This is a genomic window from Burkholderia sp. Bp9031 (assembly GCF_003857965.1).
Classification (GTDB): Bacteria; Pseudomonadota; Gammaproteobacteria; order Burkholderiales; family Burkholderiaceae; genus Burkholderia; species Burkholderia ambifaria_A.
The window spans coordinates 45,835-65,204 of the sequence record NZ_QTPW01000013.1; the positions used below are offsets into that span (position 1 = coordinate 45,835).

A 19,370-nucleotide genomic window follows, 5' to 3' on the forward strand; every position below is an offset into this window, starting at 1 on the left:
GGACGCGGCCTTCGTGTCTGCAGGGTGGGTTCGTTACTTGCTGAGTGCGCGCATCGCGGTTTCGAGGCCCGCGAGCGTCAGCGGATACATGCGCTGGCCGAGCAGGTCGCGGATCACCGCGACCGATTGCCGGTATTCCCATAGCCGCTCGGGCTCGGGGTTCAGCCAGGCATGGTGGGGGAACTGGTCGGCGAGGCGGCGCAGCCATACGGCGCCGGCTTCCGGGTTGTTGTATTCGACCGAGCCGCCGGGCTGCAGCACCTCGTACGGGCTCATCGTCGCGTCGCCGACGAAGATCAGCTTGTAGTCGGGCGTGAACTTGTGCAGCACGTCCCACGTCGCGGTGCGCTCCGCGTGACGGCGGCGGTTGTTCTTCCACAGGTGGTCGTACACACAGTTGTGGAAGTAGTAGAACTCGAGGTGCTTGAACTCGGCCTTCGCGGCCGAGAACAGTTCCTCGGTGCGCTTGATATGGTCGTCCATCGAGCCGCCGACGTCGAGCAGCATCAGCACCTTCACGTTGTTGTGGCGCTCGGGCACCATCCGCAGGTCGAGCCAGCCGGCGTTCGCGGCCGTGCTGCGGATCGTGCCGGGCAGGTCGAGCTCCTCGGCCGCGCCTTCGCGCGCGAAGCGGCGCAGGCGCCGCAAGGCGACCTTGATGTTGCGCGTGCCGATCTCGACCGAATCGTCGTAGTCGCGGTACGCGCGCGCTTCCCACACCTTGACCGCGGTGCGGTTGCCGTTCGACGGGCCGCCGATGCGCATGCCCTCGGGGTTGTAGCCGCCGTGCCCGAACGGCGACGTGCCGCCGGTGCCGATCCACTTGTTGCCGCCTTCGTGGCGTTCCTTCTGCTCGTCGAGCAGTTCCTTCAGGCGCTCCATCAGCTTGTCGAGCCCGCCCATCGCTTCGATCTGCGCCTTTTCTTCCGGCGACAGCTCGCGCTCGAGGCGCTTCTCGAGCCAGTCGAGCGGAAGGTCGAACGCGTCGGACGGCAGCGCGGACACGCCGTGGAAATACGCGCCGAACGCCTGGTCGAACTTGTCGAAGTACTGCTCGTCCTTGACGAGCGTCATTCGCGCGAGGAAGTAGAACGCGTCGATCGACGGCGAGATCAGCCCGGCCTTCAGCGATTCGAGCAGCGTCAGGTATTCCTTCACCGAGACGGGCAGCTTGGCTGCGCGCAGCGCGTAGAAGAAATTGAGCAGCATGGCCGGGCCTTCGCGGGTGGATTACCGGTTGTGCCGGTTCATGTAGACGAGCCGCTCGAGCAGGCTCAGGTCCTGCTCGTTCTTCAGCAGCGCGCCCGCGAGCGGCGGCACGATCTGCTTCGCGTCGGCGCCGCGCAGCGCATCGGCCGGGATGTTTTCGGCGAGCAGCAGCTTCAGCCAGTCGAGCAGCTCGGACGTCGACGGCTTCTTCTTCAGCCCCGACACGCCGCGCAACTCGAAGAAACTCTGGAGCGCCGCGTGCAGCAGTTCCTCGCGGATGTTCGGGAAGTGGACATCGACGATCTTCTGCATCGTCGACGCATCGGGGAACTGGATGTAGTGGAAGAAGCAGCGGCGCAGGAACGCGTCGGGCAGTTCCTTCTCGTTGTTCGACGTGATGATCACGAGCGGGCGGTGCTTCGCGCGCACGGTCTCGCGCGTCTCGTACACGTGGAATTCCATCCGGTCGAGCTCGCGCAGCAGGTCGTTCGGGAATTCGATGTCGGCCTTGTCGATCTCGTCGATCAGCAGCACGCTCGGGCGCTCGGCGTCGAACGCCTGCCACAGCACGCCTTTCACGATGTAGTTCGAGATGTCCTTCACGCGCTCGTCGCCGAGCTGCGAGTCGCGCAGCCGCGATACCGCGTCGTATTCGTACAGGCCCTGCTGCGCCTTCGTCGTCGACTTGATGTGCCACTGCAACAGCGGCATGTCGAGCGCGGCGGCCACTTCCTCGGCGAGCATGGTCTTGCCGGTGCCGGGCTCGCCCTTGATCAGCAGCGGGCGTTGCAGCGTCAGCGCGGCGTTGACCGCGAGCTTCAGGTCGTCGGTGGCGACGTAGTGCGAGGATCCTTCGAAACGCATGGCGGCGCTCTTCTTAATCGCAAAAAAACCCAGTATAAGTCAGAAGGGCTGTCCGGTTGGACCGGGGCCACGTATCGTTGCGGGGCTGCGGCGGGGCTGCGGCGGGGCGGACCGGGGCGCCATATGGACGCATTCCCCGCCGACGCGGTACAATCTGGCCGTTTTTTTTGGCCTGCGTGGCGATCCGATAAGCAAAACGGCGCGGGCCGTTGCCGCTTCGGCGCCAGTTTCCCCTCAAGCTAGGTTACAAGAGCTATGAACAAATTCGTCGGCAAACACGTCGTTGTCGCAGCGCTCGTGGCGCTCGCGGGCAGCGCGCAGGCGGCCGGTGTGGTCGGCAACCCGAAGGACGGGGCAAGCAAGGCCGCCATGTGCATCGGTTGCCACGGCATCCAGGATTACCGCGCGGCGTACCCGGAGGTCTACCGGGTGCCCGTCCTCGGCGGCCAGAACCAGCAATACCTCGAGAACGCGCTGAAGGCCTACCGCAAGAAGGATCGTCACTTCCCGTCGATGAATGCGATCGCCGGTTCGCTGACGGACCAGGACATCGCGGATCTGGCGGCCTACTATGCCGCCCAGAAGGCCGACACGAAGGACAATCCCTACAAGTAAAGCGCGCGCCGCCGATCTGACCGGCGGGACAGGAGCATTCATGAACAACGCATTCAAGACGGCGGCGGTTGCACTGGCGGCCGGCCTCGCGATCGGTACCGCGCATGCGGCGGACACCACGAAGGGCAAGGAGCTGGTCGAATCGCATAACTGCGCGGCCTGCCACGGCGCGCAGCTGAACAAGCCGATCAACGCCGAGTATCCGCGCCTCGCGGGCCAGCACGCCGACTACCTCGTGTGGGCGATGCGCCAGTACCAGATGGGGCTGACGAACCCGCTGCTCGGTCGCAACAACGCGATCATGCAGGCGCAGGTCCAGAACCTGTCGGTCAGCGACATGAAGGACATCGCGGCCTACATCGAGTCGCTCAAAGAGACCGATCTCGTCTTCAAGAAGTAAGCGCGCCCGGCCTGCCCGGTTCGTGCAGCAAGAATACCCCGCCACGGCGGGGTATTTTTTTGTGTGCGGCGCTCAGTCGCGCGACGCGCGGCGCAGGATGCGCTGCAGGTACGCGTCCGTATCGGGTGGCGTGCCGGTGCGCTGTGCTTCCCAGATCGTCTCGCCGAGGCATTCCATGATCACGTGCTGCGCGTCGTGGGTCGAGTCGAGCTTCGCGGCCAGCTTGTCGTGCGCGGCGCGGATGCCGGGCGGCTGGTCGATCGACAGCTGCTCGCTGATCGCGAGGTGCATCGACAGGTGCAGGAACGGGTTCGTGCGGCCTTCCTCGGGCGTGTAGTTGCGCGCGGCGGCGCCGTCGGCGTCTGCGAGGTCGTCGTGGTATTCGGGGTGCTCGACGATCCAGTCGGCGGCCATCGCTTCCAGCGGCGTCAGGATCTCGCCGGCGCGCTGCTTGCGCCAGGTCTCGGTGAAAAAGCGACGGACTTCGTCGCGACTCGGATTGAACATGGTGGGGGAAACGTCGTGATTCGGGCGGCCTCATGCCGCGTCGGGCATTGTACGCCGGGTCGGCGCACGGTGCTGGCGGCGGGTGGCGCGCGAGCGGGGCGCGCCCCGTCGCGCAAGGCGGGCCGCGTCGGTCGCAGCCAGGGCGCAACGGGTAAGCGGGGGCTAGGCTGCCGGCCGCCGCGCCGCTACACTCCGACGATTCCCGTCGTCGCGCTTGCGCCGCTCATCATGTCCGCCACCCCCCGTTCATCGTCCGTCGCGCTTCGGGGCGCGCTCTATGTCGCGCTGTCCGCCACCGCATTCGGCGCGATGGCGATCTTCGGCCGCTATGCATATGCGGCCGGCGTCGACGTGCTCGGGCTGCTGATCGTGCGATTCGCGATCGGCGGCGCGATCCTCGCCGCGATCGCCCGGCACCGCGATGTCGCATGGCCGCGCGGCCGCAGGCTCGCGCCGCTCGTGGCGATGGGCGCGCTCGGCTACGTCGGACAGTCGTTCTGCTATTTCAGCGCGCTCCAGCATGCGCAGGCGAGCCTCGTCGCATTGCTGCTGTACCTGTATCCGGCCTTCGTCACGCTGCTTGCCGCCTGGTGGCTCGGCGAGCGCCTCACGCGCGCGAAGGCGGTCGCGCTCGTGCTCTGTGTCGCGGGCTCCGCGCTGATGGTCGGCGGCGGGCATGGCGAGCCGCTCGGCATCGCGCTTGCGCTCGCCGCCGCGGTGATCTATTCGCTGTACATCGTCGGCGGCACGAAGGCGACACGCGGTGTCGATCCGCTCGCGACCACCGCGATCATCTGCCTGTCGGCGACCGCGACGCTCGTCGCGATCGCGGTCGTGCGGACCGCGGCATTCGGCGCGCCGCCGCGCTGGCCGGCGACGGCCGCCGGCTGGGCGTCGATGCTCGCGATCGCGCTGGTGTCGACGGTCGCCGCGATGCTCGCGTTCTTCGCCGGGCTCGAGCGGCTGGGCGCCGCGCGCACGTCGATGCTGTCGACGCTCGAACCGGTCGTGACCGTCGCGCTCGCGGCGCTGCTGTTCGGCGAGGCGCTGTCGCCGCTGCAGTGGGCCGGCGGCGTCGCGATCCTCGCGGCCGTGCTGGCGCTCGTGCGCGCGGGCGGCGCAGCGGCCGACGACGCGACGGCGACGTCCAACGCATAGCAGGAAAAGGGGGAAGCCGCCGGCGCCGCAATGGAGCCGGCCGGTTGCAATGCGCGCGACCCGTCGGCCGCGGCTGACGCTCACTCGTTCGGCGGCGGTGTCTTCGGCCGGAATTCGCACAGCGGCTCGATCGCGCAGTGCCAGCATTCGGGCTTGCGCGCCTTGCACACATAGCGCCCGTGCAGGATCAGCCAGTGATGCGCGTCCTGCAGGAATTCCTTCGGCGTGAACTTCTCGAGCGCGGCCTCGACAGCCCGCACGTCCTTGCCCGGTGCGAGCCCCGTGCGATTCGCGACGCGAAAGATGTGCGTGTCCACAGCGATCGTCGGCTGGCCGAACGCGGTGTTCAGCACGACGTTCGCGGTCTTGCGGCCGACACCCGGCAGGCTCTCGAGCGCTTCGCGATCGGCCGGCACTTCTCCGTCGTAGCGCTCGAGCAGGATGTTGCACGTCGCGACCACGTTCTTTGCCTTGGTACGGTACAAGCCGATCGTCTTGATGTAGTCGGAGACGCCTTCTTCACCGAGCGCGACGATTTGTCGCGGGGTATTCGCGACCGGAAACATCTTCCGCATCGCCTTGTTGACCGACACGTCGGTCGCCTGTGCGGACAGCATCACCGCGATCAGCAACTCGAACGGCGTCGTGTATTCGAGCTCGGTGGTCGGATGCGGATTGAGGCTTTGCAGCGTTTCGTAGATCGCGCGTCGTTTGGTGGCGTTCATGGACGGTTCTTGTCAGGCGGCGCGGACGGGCCGTTCCGGTCGTCGTCGTGGTCCGGATCGTCGGGATCGTCACCGGCTGCCGCGGCCTCGGCGTCGCGCTGCGCCTGCTGTTCGGCGAGCCGCTGGCGGCGCGCTTCGACCGCATCGATCTGCGCCTGCACGGCCGCGCTCACGCCTTCGGTGTTCTTCGGCCCGGCGCCTTGCTCGGACAGTTCTTCCTTCTTCTTGCGTGCGCGTTCGAGCGCGGCGGCGATGATCGCGCGTTTCTTCGCGTCGGCGTCATCGGCCGGCGCGGCGCCCGGTGTGCGCGGTTGCGTGCCGGGTTCTTCCGCGGCCGGCGCCGCCTTGGCCGCACCGGCGCTGGCCGCGCGGCGCGCGGCAGCGCGCGCTTCGGCGGCCTCGCGCTCGCGACGCTGGCGCGCGAGCCGGCGGTCGTGGCGCTCGCGCGCGGCGTCCGCCTGTTCCTGCGACCACGCGTCCCAGCCGGTGCGCTCGCCGGTCACGGGGACCATGGCGATGCAGTCGACCGGGCAGGGCGGCACGCACAGGTCGCAGCCCGTGCACAGCGATTCGATGATCGTGTGCATCTGTTTCGGCGCGCCGACGATCGCGTCGACCGGGCAAGCCTGCATGCACAGCGTGCAGCCGATGCACAGGCTTTCGTCGATGAATGCAACGGCGCGTGGATGCTCGGTGCCGTTGACGGGGTTCAGCGGGATCACGGGCTTGCCGAGCAGGTTCGCGAGGCGTGCGATGCCTTCGGCGCCGCCGGGCGGGCACTGGTTGTAGTTCGCGTTGCCGGCGGCGATCGCGTCGGCGTACGGACGGCAGCCGTCATAGCCGCACTTCGTGCATTGCGTTTGGGGAAGCAGATCTTCGATGCGATCCGCGAGGGTCTTGGAATCGGTCACGGTGACAACGGGCGCAGCAACGCCGAACGGCTCTCGGCCGTGTGTGGTGCGGCCGGAAAGGTTTGCCAAACCTCAATTATCGCCGATTTCCCGCATTGCGCTGGAGGCCGTCTGTGCGCATAATCGAACCGCTTTTTTGCAGGGGCTCAGCAGGAGGGCGGCCGCACGCGGCGCGCCCGTTCCAGGGCGATCGGCGCCGAGGCGGTGGGGGTGCCGGTCCGGATCACGCGGCTCACATAGCAAAACGCCACCATGAATCAGCCAAAAATCAAAAGAGATCCTGAAGGTACGCGCCGCCGCATCCTGATGGCGGCAGCCGAAGAGTTCGCGAGTGGAGGGCTGTTCGGCGCACGCGTCGACCAGATCGCGCGCCGGGCCGAAACCAACGAGCGCATGCTCTATTACTACTTCGGCAGCAAGGAGCAGTTGTTTACGGCCGTGCTCGAACACGCGTTCTCCGCGCTGACCGAGGCCGAGCGCGTGCTCGATCTCGATGGCGTCGCGCCCGTCGAAGCCGTCACGCGGCTCGCGCATTTCGTGTGGGATTACTACCGCGATCATCCGGAGCTGCTGCGGCTCATCAACAACGAGAATCTGCACGAAGCGCGCTACCTGCACAAGTCGACGCGGATCCGCGAGATGATGTCGCCGATCGTCGCGAAGCTCGGCAACGTGCTGATGCGCGGCCAGAAGGCCGGGCTGTTCCGCGGCGACGTCGATCCGCTGCACTTCTACGTGACGCTGTCGGGGCTCGGCTACTACATCGTGTCGAACCGCTTCACGCTCGCTGCGACGCTCGGCCGCGACTTCAGCGAAGCCGACGAGCGCGCGGAGATGGTCAGGATGAATACCGAGGTGCTGCTCGCGTATCTGCTGCGACGCTAAGCCGACACGCCGACACGCCGACACGCCGACACGCCGACACGCCGACACGCCGACACGCGGCCCAGCGGCCGCCGGATAGGAAAACGCCGCCGTGCGCAAAGCAACGGCGGCGTTTTTGCGTCGGAACGCGGAACGTCAGGCGGCCTTGCGCGTGCGAACGGGCTTGGTGCGCGTGCTGCCCGCGCGCTTCGCGGCCGGCGCGGCCTTCGTGGCTGCCGTCCTGGCGGGCGCTACCGTCGCGGCCGGTACCTTCGCGCGCGTGCGCTTCGCGGCGGTGGCGCGTGTCGTTTCGGGCTGAGGCTTGCTGGTCGGCACAGCGGCGAGCGACGTCACGATCGGTGCATCGGCGGGTGTCTTCGTCGCGCCGTTCTTCGGCTCCGGCGCATGCTCGCGGATGAAGTCGCGCAGTTGCGGGTAGATGATCGTGCGCCAGCGGCGACCCGAGAAGATCCCGTAGTGACCGCACTTCTCGGCGGTCAGGCTGCGGCGGTCGTCTTGCGGGATGCCCGTGCACAGCTCGTGCGCGACGTGCGTCTGGCCGCTGCCCGAGATGTCGTCCAGCTCACCCTCGATCGTCATCAGCGCGGTGTGCTTGATGTCCTGCGGACGCACGCGCTCGCCTGCGACATCCCACGTGCCTTCCGCGAGCCGGAATTCCTGGAACACGACGCGGATCGTTTCCAGGTAATACTCGGCGGCCATGTCGAGCACCGCGTTGTACTCATCGTAGAACTGGCGGTGCGCCTCGGCGTCTTCCTCGTCGCCGCGCAGCAGGCTCTGGTAGAAGTCCCAGTGCGATTGCGCGTGACGTTCCGGGTTCATCGCGACGAAGCCCGTGTGCTGCAGGAAGCCCGGATACACGTGGCGGCCTTCGCCCGGATAGTTCGCCGGCACCGTGTGGATCACGTTGTTCTCGAACCACGCGGTCGAGTGCTGCGTCGCGAGCGAGTTCACCGACGTCGGGCTGCGGCGCGCGTCGATCGGGCCGCCCATCATCGTCATCGTGAGCGGCGTGTCCTCGCCGCGGCTCGCCAGCAGCGAGATCGCCGCGAGCACCGGCACCGTCGGCTGGCACACGGAGATCACGTGCAGGTTGCGCGCGCCGATGTGGCGGATGAATTCCTGGATGTACGCGATGTAGTCGTGCAGGTGGAACGGGCCGACCTCGACCGGCACCATCCGCGCGTCGATCCAGTCGGTGATGTACACCTTGTGATCCTGCAGCAGCGTGCGCACGGTGTCGCGCAGCAGTGTCGAGTGGTGGCCCGACAGTGGCGCGCAGACCAGCACGACCGGCTCGTCCTTCAGTTGCGTGACGGCATCGGCGTCGTCCGAATAGCGCTTGAAGCGCAGCAGCCGGCAGAACGGCTTCTCGACGATCGTCTGCTCGACGATCGGGATGTTGTGGCCGTCCTTGACGATCTGATGAATGTTGAATTCGGGCTTCTCGTAATCCTTGCCGAGCCGGTACATCAGCTCGTACGCGGCGGCCATCCGCGTCGCGCCGGGCATCAGCGAGAACGGGCTGGACGGATTGGCGAACGACTTGGAGGCGGCCTGGGCCCAGGCCGTGAGCGGGCTCAGCATGGCCCGCTGGAATTCGTGCAGTTGGTAAAGCATGCAGACTACTCCCGCGTGGGGACGGTGCTGGGCGGCGTGGGGCGTCGCGGCGTGCCGTGTGGGTCAGCGACCGGCCATGTTGCAGTGCGGCCGGACAATCGAGTCGATCATATCGGACAACGATGAATGTTGCAATGCAACATTTCCCCGATTTTTCATCAAACTTTTGTGAATTGACGATCTCTGAAGAAGCCGCGCCGGCCCCGGTCAGCGCCCCGTCGCCACGGCCGGCGCGGGCTGGCCGGCCGCGCGCGCCATTGCCTCTTCGTGGTGCATCAGGTTCATCGCGGTATGCACCAGCGCCACGTGCGAGAACGCCTGCGGGAAATTGCCGACGAGCCGGCCTTCGACCGGGTCGTATTCCTCGGCGAGCAGCCCGAGGTCGTTGGACAGCGCGAGCAGCCGGCTGAACAGCCGGTGCGCGTCGTCGATCCGGCCGAGCAGCGCGTAGTTGTCGACCAGCCAGAAGCTGCATGCGAGAAACGTGCCTTCGCCGGGCGGCAGACCGTCGTCGTACTCGGTCGTGCGGTAGCGCATCACGAGCCCGTCGTGCAGCAATTCCCGCTCGACCGCGTCGACCGTGCCGACGACACGCGGGTCTTCCGGCGGCAGGAAGCCGAGCAGCGGCATCAGCAGCACGCTCGCGTCGAGCTCGTCGCTGCCGTAGCTCTGTGCAAACGCCTGTTTGCCTTCATGCCACGCGTTGTCGCACACGTCGGCGTGGATTTGGTCGCGCAACGCACGCCAGCGGTCGAGCGACGCGGGCAGCCGGAACATCTCGGCCGACTTGATCGCGCGGTCGAACGCGACCCATGCCATCACCTTCGAGAACGTGAAATGGCGGCGGCCGCCGCGCGTTTCCCAGATGCCCTCGTCGGGTTCCTGCCAGATCTTCTCGAGATGGTCGAGCAGCGAACACTGCACGGACCATACCGTGTCGTCGGCCTGCAGGCCGCCCACGCGCGCGAGGTGCAACGCGGCCATCACTTCGCCGAACACGTCGAGCTGGAGCTGGTTCGCGGCGCCGTTGCCCACGCGCACCGGCTTCGAATCCTGGTAGCCCGGCAGCCAGTCGAGCTCCATTTCCGGCAGCCGGCGCTCGCCCGCGATCCCGTACATGATCTGGATCTGCTCGGGCGAGCCGGCCATCACGCGGCCGAGCCACGTGCGCCACGCGCGTGCCTCGTCGTAGTAGCCGCCGCGCATCAGTGCGAGCAGCGTGATCGTCGCGTCGCGCAGCCAGCAGTAGCGGTAGTCCCAGTTGCGGTTGCCGCCGATCTTCTCGGGCAGCGACGTGGTGGGTGCCGCGACGATGCCGCCGGTCGGCTCGTACGCGAGCGCCTTCAGCGTGATCAGCGAGCGGCGCACGGCCGCCGCGTAGCGGCCCTGCACCTGGCAGCGCCCCGACCATTCGAGCCAGTAGTTCTCGGCGCGCGCGAGCATCGACAGCGAATCGCGCGCGGGCGGCAGCCGCAGGTGGGACGCCGCGTAGCTGAGCGAGAACGGGATGCGCTCGTCGGCGCTCACCGTGAATTCGGCGAGCGTATGCAGGTTCTTGCCGGTGAGCGGTACGGGCGTGCGCAGCACGACCGTATCGGGACCGGCGATTGCCTTCACGCCGTTCTCGCGCGACAGCTGCGTGACCCACGGAATCGAGAAACCGTAGTCGAAGCGCAACACCAGTTCCATGCGCATCTTCATCGTGCCGTGCCGGCCGACGACGATCCGCACGAGCTCCGACCAGCCGTTGCCGGGCGGCATGAAGTCGATCACGGTGACGGCACCGTCGGCGCTTTCGTAGTCGGTTTCAAGGATCAGCGTGTCGCCGCGGTAGCGGCGTGTCGTGTGCGTGATCGCGGCGTCGGCGGCCGGCGCGAGCAGCCAGCGGCCGTGCTCGGGGGTGCCGACCAGCGCCGCGAAACAGGCGCCCGAATCGAAGCGGGGCCAGCACAGCCAGTCGACGGAGCCGTCTTTCGAAATCAGCGCGGCGGTGTGGCCGTCGCCGACGAGGGCGTAGTCTTCTATCAGGGCAGGCATGGGCAAGCGGTCCTTCGGTTATTCGAGTTCACAATGCAGGCTGCGGCGCCCGGGCTTCACGTGCCGGCGTCGCGCCCCGTATACTCGGCCGGGCGGCGGAGCGCATGAACGGCCGGCGTTTCGCCCTATCTCAACACTTGAAGCGACTCGATGCAAGGAGGATTCAATGCCCAACCGTTTACGCGAGCATGACGCACGCGCTTCGACACGAGGGTTCCCGCTTAGGCTCGCTCACTGGATGAAAGGTTTCGCGGTCGTGCTTTCCCTGTCCGCGACCCACGCTTTCGCACAGCAATCGCCGGCACCGGCCGACGGCGTCTACAACCTGCTCGTCGGCACCTATACGGGGCACGGCAGCGACGGAATCTACGTGTACCACTTCGATACGAAAACGGGCAGCGTCGCGCCCGTGTCGTCGGCGAAGACCGTGAATCCGTCCTATCTGTTGCCGAGCCGCGACGGTCGCACCGTATACGCGGTCAACGAACTGCCCGGCGACAACGGGCCGGCCGCGCAGCGCGGCGGCGTCAGCGCGTTCAGCTTCGATCCGAAGACGGGGGCGCTCACGTTCATCGACCGCGTGTCGTCGGAAGGGAACGACCCTTGCTATCTCGCGCTGTCGCCGGACGGCAAGTATCTCGTCACGGCCAACTACTCGGTCGCGGCCGATCCGGGCGGCAGCTTCGCGGTGTTCCCGATCCGCGACGGCGGCGCGGTCGGCGCGGCCGTGCTGACGGTGCATCATGAAGGCACGGGGCCCGTGAAGGGGCGCCAGGACGGCGCACACGTGCACTCGACGGTGTTCTCGCCGGATGGGCGCTACCTGTTCGTGCAGGACCTCGGTGCGGACAAGATCTACGGCTACCGCTACACGGTGGACGGCAGCCGCGGGCTGATCAGCCCGACCGATACGCGCTACACGCCCGTGAAGGCCGGCTCTGGCCCGCGTCACATGGTGTTCAGCGCCGATGGCCGGTTCGCGTACGTGACGAGCGAACTCAACGCATCGGTCGAGGTGTTCGGCTACCACGCCGGCAAGCTGACGCCGGTCGAGACGCTGCCGATGACGGTGCCGGGCTTCAAGGGCAAGGTCGGCGGCGGCGCGATCCACCTGTCGCCGGACGGCCGCTTCCTGTACGTCAGCAACCGCGGCGACGTGAACGACATCGTGATCTACGCGGTGAACCAGGCCGACGGCCGGCTGAAGACCGTCGGCCGCCAGTCGAGCCTCGGCAAGACGCCGCGCGAATTCCTGATCGATCCGACCGGCAAGTGGCTGATCGTCGGCAACCAGGACAGCGACACGTTCTACGTGTTCAGCCGCGACGTCGAAACGGGGCAGCTCCGCCCGAATCCGCAGAAGGTGGCGGTGGGCAGCCCGGTCGACTTCAAGCTGGTGCCGGTCGCGCAATAAATCGCGGTCAATGTAAAAAGGGCGCTGCCTCGGCAGCGCCCTTTGCGTTCGGGCGGCCGCTTGTGCGGCGCGCCCGTGTCGATCGGCGGCGGCCGTGCGGCCGCCATGCTCAGTCGGCTGCGGCCGGCACGAGCACCTCGCGGCTGCCGTTGATGCCCATCGGCGACACGAGCCCGGCCGCTTCCATCTGTTCGACGAGGCGCGCGGCGCGGTTGTAGCCGATGCGCAGCTGGCGCTGCACCGACGAGATCGACGCGCGCCGCGTGCGCACGACGAACGCGACCGCTTCGTCATACAGCGGATCGGCTTCCGCGTCCGGCGCTTCGCCGAACAGGTCCTGCGTCGCACCGTCGGCGGCCGGACCGTCGAGAATCCCTTCCTCGTACTGCGGCTCGCCGAACTGCTTCAGGTATTCGACGATCCGGTGCACTTCCTCGTCGGCGACGAACGCGCCATGCACGCGCTGCGGGTAGCCCGTGCCCGGCGGCAGGAACAGCATGTCGCCCTGGCCGAGCAGCGATTCGGCGCCCATCTGATCGAGGATCGTGCGCGAGTCGATCTTCGACGACACCTGGAACGCGACGCGCGTCGGGATGTTCGCCTTGATGAGGCCGGTGATCACGTCGACGGACGGCCGCTGCGTCGCGAGGATCAGGTGGATGCCGGCCGCGCGCGCCTTCTGCGCGAGGCGGGCGATCAGTTCCTCGATCTTCTTGCCGGCGACCATCATCAGGTCGGCCAGCTCGTCGATCACGACGACGATCAGCGGCAGCTTCGACAGCGGCTCGGGATCGTCGGGCGTCAGCGAGAACGGGTTGCCGATCTTCTTTTCCTTCGCCTCCGCGTCGCGGATCTTCTGGTTGAAGCCCGCGAGGTTGCGCACGCCGACGGCCGACATCAGCCGGTAGCGCTTCTCCATTTCGCCGACGCACCAGTTCAGTGCGTTCGCCGCGAGCTTCATGTCGGTGACGACCGGCGCGAGCAGGTGCGGGATGCCTTCGTAGACCGACAGCTCGAGCATCTTCGGATCGATCATGATCAGCCGCACGTCTTCGGGCGTCGCCTTGTACAGCAGCGACAGGATCATCGCGTTGATCGCGACCGACTTGCCCGAGCCCGTCGTGCCGGCGACCAGCATGTGCGGCGCCTTCGCGAGATCGGTGACGACCGGGTGGCCGGTGATGTCCTTGCCCATCGCGATCGTCAGCTGCGACGTCGAATGCTGGTACTGGCGCGATTCTAGGATCTCCGACAGCCGGATCATCTGGCGTTTCGCGTTCGGCAGCTCGAGGCCCATGCAGGTCTTGCCGGGAATCGTCTCGACGACGCGGATCGACGTGAGGCCGAGGCCGCGCGACAGGTCCTTCATCAGGCCGACGATCTGGCTGCCGCGCACGCCGAGCGCAGGTTCGATCTCGAAGCGCGTGATCACCGGGCCCGCCGATGCGCCGACCACTGTCACCGGCACCTTGAACTCCTGCAGGCGCTGTTCGATCACCTGGGCCGTCTGCGCGAGGTGTTCTTCGGTGATCGTTTCGACGTCGTCGGAGGCGGGCTCGAGCAGGTCGAGCGTCGGCAGTTCGACGTTGAACGACGCCGGTGCGTGGAATTCGAACGCATTCGGGCGCGGCTGGCGCGCGGGTGCGGCCGATGCGTCGGGGGCCGGGGCGCTCGATTCCGCGGGGGCGGCGGTATCGACTGCGGTCGGCACTGTGGGTGCGGGAAGCGTTGCGGTCGTCGCGGTCGGGATGGCCGTGCCGGTGGTCGCGGATGTTGCACCGGCGCCGGGCATGGACCAGCTCGCAGGCGAAGCAGCGGGGGCCGGCGGGGTGGCGAACGACTGGGCCTGCGGCGCCAGGGCGGACCCGATGGGTTGCGTCGGTATCGCTGCGTCGATGGATGCGCCCGGAGCGGAGGAGGCCGGCAATGCCGACGCCGAAGGGAGCGCGGCCGAAGCCGTCGCGGCGGTGGTTGCGGCGATGGAGGCAAGCGCGCCACCTGTCGCGGCGGGCGCGGTGCCGAACGCAGCGGGTGAAGCGGCCGCGACCGTGCTCGTCGGGGCGAGTGCGCCGGAAGACGATGCCGGGACGGTGGCGGCGGGCGCGGCGCCGGTTGCCATCTGTGTTGCGCCAGTCGACATGGACGGTCGACCGATCGCCGAGGCGTCGGGCATGCGGTTCGACGGCGTTGCCGACGGTGCGGCCGATGCGGTCGACGTTGCGGTAAATGCGCTACCCGACGGGGCCGAAGACACGGTGGCAAGCGACACCGGCGCGCTCGGTGCCGGTTGCGATGCGATTGCGCCGAAGGACGGGCCGGTCGATGCAGGTGCCGAGGAGGCTGCCACGGTCGGAGCCGGCGCGAGAGGCTGCGCGGCGGTCATACCCGAGGCGCCCGTCGCGGATACCGCGGCGGCTGCGAACGGTGCGGGTGCCGGCGTGACGTTACCGGATGCCGGACCCGCGGCGCCGATCGCCGACGATGCAGCAGCCGGCACGCGATCGCTGGAACCGTACGCAGTGCCCGTGGCACGCGCCGGCTCGCACGGCGCAACCGAGGCAACGGGCGCGGCCGATGCAGCCGATGCAGCCGATGCAGCCGATGCAGCCGGTTGCGACAGCGAACCGGAGGCCGTGTTCGTCACGCCGGCGAACGAAGGCGTTGCGGCGGCAGGTATGCCGTTTGGTGTGTTCGTCAGTGCCGTTGCAGCAGAGCCGGACGCGGCACCGGCGTGTGACGACGCACCGGCTGCCGGCGCTGCCTGCGCGGCAGCGAAGGGTTCAGAGGACAACGGTTTCGTCCACGACGCAGGCGCAGTGGCATTGACGGAAGCAGGTTCAGCATTCGCGGAGGTCGACGTAGCAGGTGTCGGCGGTGCCGCGCGTTGCGTGTCTGAAGGCAGCGGCGCGGTTTCGCCGATGTGCTGTTCCGCTGCCTTCCAGACCGTTCCCGTCACGGCGTCGGCCCGTGCCGCCGCCGTCGCTGCTGCGACAGGCGTCGTGTCGGCAAGCGGACGCGTTGGCGTTGCCGCGATCGACGAAGCGGGGAGGGGAGTGGTCGGCGCGACGTGCTGGACGGCCTTCACACCGTCGTGGGCTGCGTGCGCGTCTTGTTTCGCATCGACCGATATGGCGGCCTCGGCAGGAGGTGCGGATTGCGATCGGAACTGCCCGACGATTTCCGCGGCCGTTGCTGCATGCTGCGCATCGACGATGCGCCCCGTATTGCTCGCCGTGGGTGTGACGGTGGCCACGGGCGCTTCGACAGCCGCGGGTGCCGCAGCCGGCTCACCCGTGCCCGACAGCGGTGCGGCAACGCGGCTTGGATGCGACAGGCCGAATCCGGAAACCGGCTGGCTGACGATGTCTTCCCACGGTGCAAAGTCAATTGGCGCATCGAATGCCGGCACGGCTAGGACATCGGCGTCATGCCGATGCTCGCCGTCCGCATCATGCATCGGCGCATCGGCCTCGACGCCGAGATCCGACACGGCATGCCGCGCAGCGTCACCGAACGCCGAGATGCCGGTGCGTGTATCGACAGCAGGCGTGCGCACGCTCGGCTCGGCCGGCACGAACGCATCCAGCACGATCGGTGCGTTGTCGTCGTACGCAACGGGCGCGGCTTCATGCGCATCCGGACGGCCTGCGCCGCGAGGCGCGACCTGATGCGCACCCGTCACGACGTCCGCCGGTACGGCAGTCGATGCCGATGCGGCCATGCTGCCGGCCGTGGCCGGCGACGCATCGGTCGACCGCACACCATCCAGCGCCGCCCACTGCGCGGTGCTGGCCTCGATGGAGCGCAGCGTGTCGTGAACGCTCGGCGCCGGCGTGATCGGCTCCGAGGGCTGCTGCACCCACGCGTAGAGCGGCGCGCGTACCGGTGTCGGCGGCGTCGGGCGGCGTCGCGCGGCATCCTGCGACTGGCCGGCAGCGCTGGCTCCCGTGATCGGGCGCGCGGGCGTGCGCTGCGGCGTTGCGCCGGCCGGGCGCGGCGTGACCGCGGTGCGCGGCGCGGCCTGCTGCTTCAGCGCGGCCGCGGCCGGCCGCGCGGTGGTCGGTTGTGGCCGAACGGGCTCGAACCCGGCCGGAAGCGGGGCCGGACTCGGGCGCGGGACTTGTGCGTTCGCGGCGGCGCGCGCGAGGCTGGCGGTGCTGCCCGTGGTCGGGGGGGGCATTGCGCTCGCCGTGCCCGGTGCGGGTGGCGCGGGCATGCGATTGGCCGGCGTCGGCTTCAGCCAGCCCGATGGCGCGACCGGCTCCGCGAGCGGACGCGGCGCTGCGTTGCTGCGCGGCTTCGGCCGGGCCTGCGGATCGGGTTTCCACAGCGTCGGGCGCGAATACCGGCCGTTCTGCCGCGGCGCCATCGAGTTGACGGTATGGGCGGTGGTCGGTTGCACGATGTCGTCGTCGCGGTGCAGCGCGCTGCGCGGCAGGTCGGCGACGCCGCGCACATCGTCGTCGTCGACGTCGCGCGCGAGCTTGACGCCGAACGACGTGTCGACCCACGCGGCGAACTGCCGCCAGCCGATGCCGGTCAGCCACGGCAGGCCCGCGAACAACAGCACGACCATCGCGACCGGCGTGCCGATCGGGCCGAGCACGTGGGCGAAGCCGCCCGAGAACGCATGGCCGAGCGCATTCGTGTCGGGGCCCGACAGCGGGCTCGTCAGCGTGCAGCTTGCAATGAATACGGCCGCGAAGCCGAGCCACAGTCGAATCGAGCCGCGGCCGGCGAGTCCGCCGCCGCCGGGCAGCATCGCCTGGACGAGACGCCAGAAGAGAAGGAGGAACCAGACGGCGGAGACGCCGAACCAGCCGAAGACAACCGTGTGCATGCTTTGATGAAACAGGAAGAGGGTGGAGAGCGCTGTGCGCGACCCGCCGAGTTTAACCGGCCGACGAACAGGACTCTAAGGCGGCATGAAGGCGTCGATGCGCTTCCAGGCCGCGGGACGCATGCGTCCAGGATCCGCGCGTGGCGAGGGCGGCCGGTTGGCCTTCGCCCGCGCGCTGCATCAGGGGCTCCGGCGCGTGAAGGTCAGCGTCGCGCCGGCTTCGGTCACGATCTGCAATTGCTGTGGCACGCGCATCTGCACGCCGGTCTTCTCGATGTGCGCGAGCGCATCGAGATACGCGTGCTCGAGCTGGCCGCCGAGCGCGTTCGGGCATGCCATGCGCGTGCCGGCGAGCGGCCCGAAGCTCAGCAGGCCGTTCTTGAGCGCGTAGGTGCCCATGTAGCGGTTGCAGCCCGAAAAGCCGCTCGCGCGCCGGACACCCGATTCGGTGGACAGCGCGAGCTTGATCGGCTCGCCGTTGTCGCCGTGCGGAATCGTGCGCGACGTGCCGTCGGCGTTCAGCCAGCTCGTAAGCTCCCAGCTCGTGTCGTCGAGCAGCTGGACGGCGGCGGGGTTGTACGGGTCGGGTGCGGGGGCGGCGGAATCGGGGTGGGTCGGCATCGCGCAGGCGGCGAGAAGCGTGGCAAGCGTCAACGCGCAGAGCGGCGCGCGCAACGGGCGAAGCAGGCCGGTGCGTGCGCGTGCGGCTGCGGACAGGTGGGACATGAGCCTCGTTCCTCATCGGATTCTGATCAAGGCGTAAGAGTAACGCACCCGCCCCGCGCGAGGCGAGCCGACACTTCGCGCGTGAAAACGTTCGCAGCCCGACCGCGAGCCGCGCGCGGCGGGGCAGCGGCGCGACGAAACCGGCTGAACCGGCGCGGGTGCGCGTGGGGTGAGCGTGTTAACATCGAAGCCGTTTTCGTCCTCCAACAGAACCAGCGGGAAATCACATGCAGATCGGTCAGCGGCTCGGTACGCCGCTTTCTCCGTCGGCCACGCGCGTCATGCTGCTCGGCGCCGGCGAACTCGGCAAGGAAGTCATCATCGCGTTGCAGCGGCTCGGCGTCGAAGTCGTCGCGGTCGACCGCTATCCGGATGCGCCGGGCCATCAGGTCGCGCATCGCGCGCACGTGATCGACATGACCGACGCCGCCGCGCTGCGCGCGGTCGTCGAGGCCGAGCGTCCGCACCTGATCGTGCCGGAGATCGAGGCGATCGCGACCGACGCGCTCGCGGCGATCGAGGCGGCCGGCCTGGCCGAGGTGATCCCGACCGCACGCGCGACGCAGCTCACGATGAACCGCGAAGGCATCCGCCGGCTCGCGGCCGAGGAGCTCGGGCTCGCGACGTCGCCGTACGCGTTCGCGGAATCGTTCGACGCGTTCAGCGCGGCCGTCGCGAAGATCGGCATGCCGTGCGTCGTGAAGCCGGTGATGTCGTCGTCGGGCAAGGGGCAGTCGGTCGTGCGGACCGAAGCCGACGTGAAGCCCGCGTGGGACTACGCGATGGCGGGCGGCCGCGTGAACCACGGCCGCGTGATCGTCGAGGGCTTCATCGATTTCGAATACGAGATCACGCAGCTGACCGTGCGTGCGATCGATCCGGCGACGCTCGAGACGCGCACCTACTTCTGCGAGCCGGTCGGTCACGTGCAGGTGGCGGGCGACTACGTCGAATCGTGGCAGCCGCAGCCGATGAGCGCTGTCGCGCTGGAAAAGTCGCGCGAGATCGCGCACAAGGTGACCGAGGCGCTCGGCGGGCGCGGGATGTTCGGCGTCGAGCTGTTCGTGCGCGGCGACGACGTCTGGTTCTCCGAGGTGAGTCCGCGGCCGCACGACACCGGCCTCGTCACGCTCGCGTCGCAGCGCCAGTCGGAGTTCGAACTGCATGCGCGCGCGATTCTCGGGCTGCCGGTCGATCCGACGCTCGGTTCGCCGGCCGCGTCGGCGGTGATCTACGGCGGGCTCGACGAGCGCGGCATCGCGTTCGAGGGTGTGCGCGATGCGCTGGCCGTGCCGGGCGCCGACCTGCGCCTGTTCGGCAAACCGGAAAGCTTTGCGAAGCGGCGCATGGGCGTCGCACTCGCGACCGGCGCGACCGTCGACGAAGCCCGCGAACGCGCGAAGCGCGCCGCGGCGGCTGTGCGGCCGGTGTCGGCGCGCTGACGAGACCGGGAGGGCGC

Annotated in this window: 15 protein-coding genes; 6 read left to right on the forward strand and 9 right to left on the reverse strand. The window is 68.5% G+C overall.

Annotated features, from left to right (window positions below; translation table 11 throughout):
- Positions 1-33 precede the first annotated feature (33 nt).
- Both DIE15_RS18480 and DIE15_RS18485 read right to left on the reverse strand, forming a co-directional pair.
- Complete coding sequence (locus DIE15_RS18480) at positions 34-1,209, reverse strand: VWA domain-containing protein (RefSeq protein ID WP_057929002.1); 1,176 nt, start codon at positions 1,207-1,209, stop codon at positions 34-36.
- Positions 1,210-1,230: 21 nt separating this feature from the next.
- The gene (locus tag DIE15_RS18485) at positions 1,231-2,073 is read right to left on the reverse strand and encodes a MoxR family ATPase (protein ID WP_057929001.1); all 843 of its coding nucleotides are present in this window, start codon (positions 2,071-2,073) and stop codon (positions 1,231-1,233) included.
- Positions 2,074-2,328: 255 nt separating this feature from the next.
- On the opposite strand from DIE15_RS18485, the gene DIE15_RS18490 reads away from it, so the two are divergent.
- Both DIE15_RS18490 and DIE15_RS18495 read left to right on the forward strand, forming a co-directional pair.
- Complete coding sequence (locus DIE15_RS18490) at positions 2,329-2,688, forward strand: cytochrome c (RefSeq protein WP_011885616.1); 360 nt, start codon at positions 2,329-2,331, stop codon at positions 2,686-2,688.
- 40 nt (positions 2,689-2,728) lie between these two features.
- Positions 2,729-3,088 carry a cytochrome c gene (locus DIE15_RS18495; RefSeq protein WP_011885615.1) on the forward strand — a complete coding sequence of 120 codons (360 nt, stop codon included), beginning with the start codon at positions 2,729-2,731 and terminating at the stop codon, positions 3,086-3,088.
- A 72-nt stretch (positions 3,089-3,160) separates the two neighbouring features.
- On the opposite strand, the gene DIE15_RS18500 is transcribed toward DIE15_RS18495, so the two are convergent.
- On the reverse strand, positions 3,161-3,595 hold the full coding sequence (locus DIE15_RS18500; protein WP_057929000.1) for a DUF1841 family protein: 435 nt from the start codon (positions 3,593-3,595) through the stop codon (positions 3,161-3,163).
- A gap of 228 nt (positions 3,596-3,823) precedes the next feature.
- Here DIE15_RS18500 and DIE15_RS18505 point away from each other — a divergent pair, with 228 nt between their 5' ends.
- A complete protein-coding gene (locus DIE15_RS18505) occupies positions 3,824-4,753 on the forward strand; it encodes a DMT family transporter (protein ID WP_057928999.1) in 930 nt (309 codons plus the stop codon).
- Between the two features lie 80 nt (positions 4,754-4,833).
- Here DIE15_RS18505 and nth read toward each other — a convergent pair whose 3' ends face one another.
- Both nth and rsxB read right to left on the reverse strand, forming a co-directional pair.
- Positions 4,834-5,478, reverse strand: a complete 645-nt coding sequence (gene nth / locus DIE15_RS18510; RefSeq protein WP_057928998.1) for an endonuclease III — start codon at positions 5,476-5,478, stop codon at positions 4,834-4,836.
- Positions 5,475-6,389: an electron transport complex subunit RsxB gene (gene rsxB / locus DIE15_RS18515; RefSeq protein WP_185734501.1), complete on the reverse strand. Its 915-nt coding sequence runs from the start codon at positions 6,387-6,389 to the stop codon at positions 5,475-5,477. Before rsxB ends, nth begins: the two co-directional genes overlap by 4 nt.
- 252 nt (positions 6,390-6,641) lie before the next feature.
- Between rsxB and DIE15_RS18520 the strand changes: the two genes are divergently transcribed.
- Complete coding sequence (locus DIE15_RS18520) at positions 6,642-7,274, forward strand: TetR family transcriptional regulator (protein WP_034176600.1); 633 nt, start codon at positions 6,642-6,644, stop codon at positions 7,272-7,274.
- A 135-nt stretch (positions 7,275-7,409) separates the two neighbouring features.
- On the opposite strand, the gene DIE15_RS18525 is transcribed toward DIE15_RS18520, so the two are convergent.
- A complete protein-coding gene (locus DIE15_RS18525; protein WP_057928996.1) occupies positions 7,410-8,894 on the reverse strand; it encodes a polyhydroxyalkanoate depolymerase in 1,485 nt (494 codons plus the stop codon).
- A gap of 207 nt (positions 8,895-9,101) precedes the next feature.
- Positions 9,102-10,931 (reverse strand): glycoside hydrolase family 15 protein, encoded by a 1,830-nt coding sequence (locus tag DIE15_RS18530; protein WP_057928995.1) that lies wholly within the window; start codon positions 10,929-10,931, stop codon positions 9,102-9,104.
- A 166-nt stretch (positions 10,932-11,097) separates the two neighbouring features.
- Between DIE15_RS18530 and DIE15_RS18540 the strand changes: the two genes are divergently transcribed.
- Positions 11,098-12,345, forward strand: a complete 1,248-nt coding sequence (locus DIE15_RS18540) for a lactonase family protein (protein WP_082664862.1) — start codon at positions 11,098-11,100, stop codon at positions 12,343-12,345.
- Between the two features lie 109 nt (positions 12,346-12,454).
- Here the strand turns inward: DIE15_RS18540 and DIE15_RS18545 are convergent, their stop codons facing one another.
- Complete coding sequence (locus tag DIE15_RS18545; protein ID WP_124834029.1) at positions 12,455-17,185, reverse strand: DNA translocase FtsK; 4,731 nt, start codon at positions 17,183-17,185, stop codon at positions 12,455-12,457.
- Positions 17,186-17,365: 180 nt separating this feature from the next.
- A complete protein-coding gene (locus DIE15_RS18550; RefSeq protein ID WP_124834030.1) occupies positions 17,366-17,911 on the reverse strand; it encodes an META domain-containing protein in 546 nt (181 codons plus the stop codon).
- 227 nt (positions 17,912-18,138) lie between these two features.
- On the opposite strand from DIE15_RS18550, the gene purT reads away from it, so the two are divergent.
- Complete coding sequence (gene purT, locus DIE15_RS18555; RefSeq protein WP_057928992.1) at positions 18,139-19,353, forward strand: formate-dependent phosphoribosylglycinamide formyltransferase; 1,215 nt, start codon at positions 18,139-18,141, stop codon at positions 19,351-19,353.
- The last annotated feature ends 17 nt before the right edge of the window (positions 19,354-19,370 follow it).

Bases quoted from the DNA above. Each gene is read 5' to 3' on its own strand.
- DIE15_RS18540 (WP_082664862.1), top strand. From the start codon at position 11,098: ATGCCCAACCGTTTACGCGAGCATGACGCACGCGCTTCGACACGAGGG.
- DIE15_RS18550 (WP_124834030.1), bottom strand. From the start codon at position 17,911: ATGTCCCACCTGTCCGCAGCCGCACGCGCACGCACCGGCCTGCTTCGC.
- nth (WP_057928998.1), bottom strand. From the start codon at position 5,478: ATGAACGCCACCAAACGACGCGCGATCTACGAAACGCTGCAAAGCCTC.
- purT (WP_057928992.1), top strand. From the start codon at position 18,139: ATGCAGATCGGTCAGCGGCTCGGTACGCCGCTTTCTCCGTCGGCCACG.
- DIE15_RS18490 (WP_011885616.1), top strand. From the start codon at position 2,329: ATGAACAAATTCGTCGGCAAACACGTCGTTGTCGCAGCGCTCGTGGCG.
- DIE15_RS18545 (WP_124834029.1), bottom strand. From the start codon at position 17,185: ATGCACACGGTTGTCTTCGGCTGGTTCGGCGTCTCCGCCGTCTGGTTC.
- DIE15_RS18525 (WP_057928996.1), bottom strand. From the start codon at position 8,894: ATGCTTTACCAACTGCACGAATTCCAGCGGGCCATGCTGAGCCCGCTC.
- DIE15_RS18530 (WP_057928995.1), bottom strand. From the start codon at position 10,931: ATGCCTGCCCTGATAGAAGACTACGCCCTCGTCGGCGACGGCCACACC.
- DIE15_RS18500 (WP_057929000.1), bottom strand. From the start codon at position 3,595: ATGTTCAATCCGAGTCGCGACGAAGTCCGTCGCTTTTTCACCGAGACC.
- DIE15_RS18485 (WP_057929001.1), bottom strand. From the start codon at position 2,073: ATGCGTTTCGAAGGATCCTCGCACTACGTCGCCACCGACGACCTGAAG.
- DIE15_RS18520 (WP_034176600.1), top strand. From the start codon at position 6,642: ATGAATCAGCCAAAAATCAAAAGAGATCCTGAAGGTACGCGCCGCCGC.
- DIE15_RS18480 (WP_057929002.1), bottom strand. From the start codon at position 1,209: ATGCTGCTCAATTTCTTCTACGCGCTGCGCGCAGCCAAGCTGCCCGTC.
- DIE15_RS18505 (WP_057928999.1), top strand. From the start codon at position 3,824: ATGTCCGCCACCCCCCGTTCATCGTCCGTCGCGCTTCGGGGCGCGCTC.
- DIE15_RS18495 (WP_011885615.1), top strand. From the start codon at position 2,729: ATGAACAACGCATTCAAGACGGCGGCGGTTGCACTGGCGGCCGGCCTC.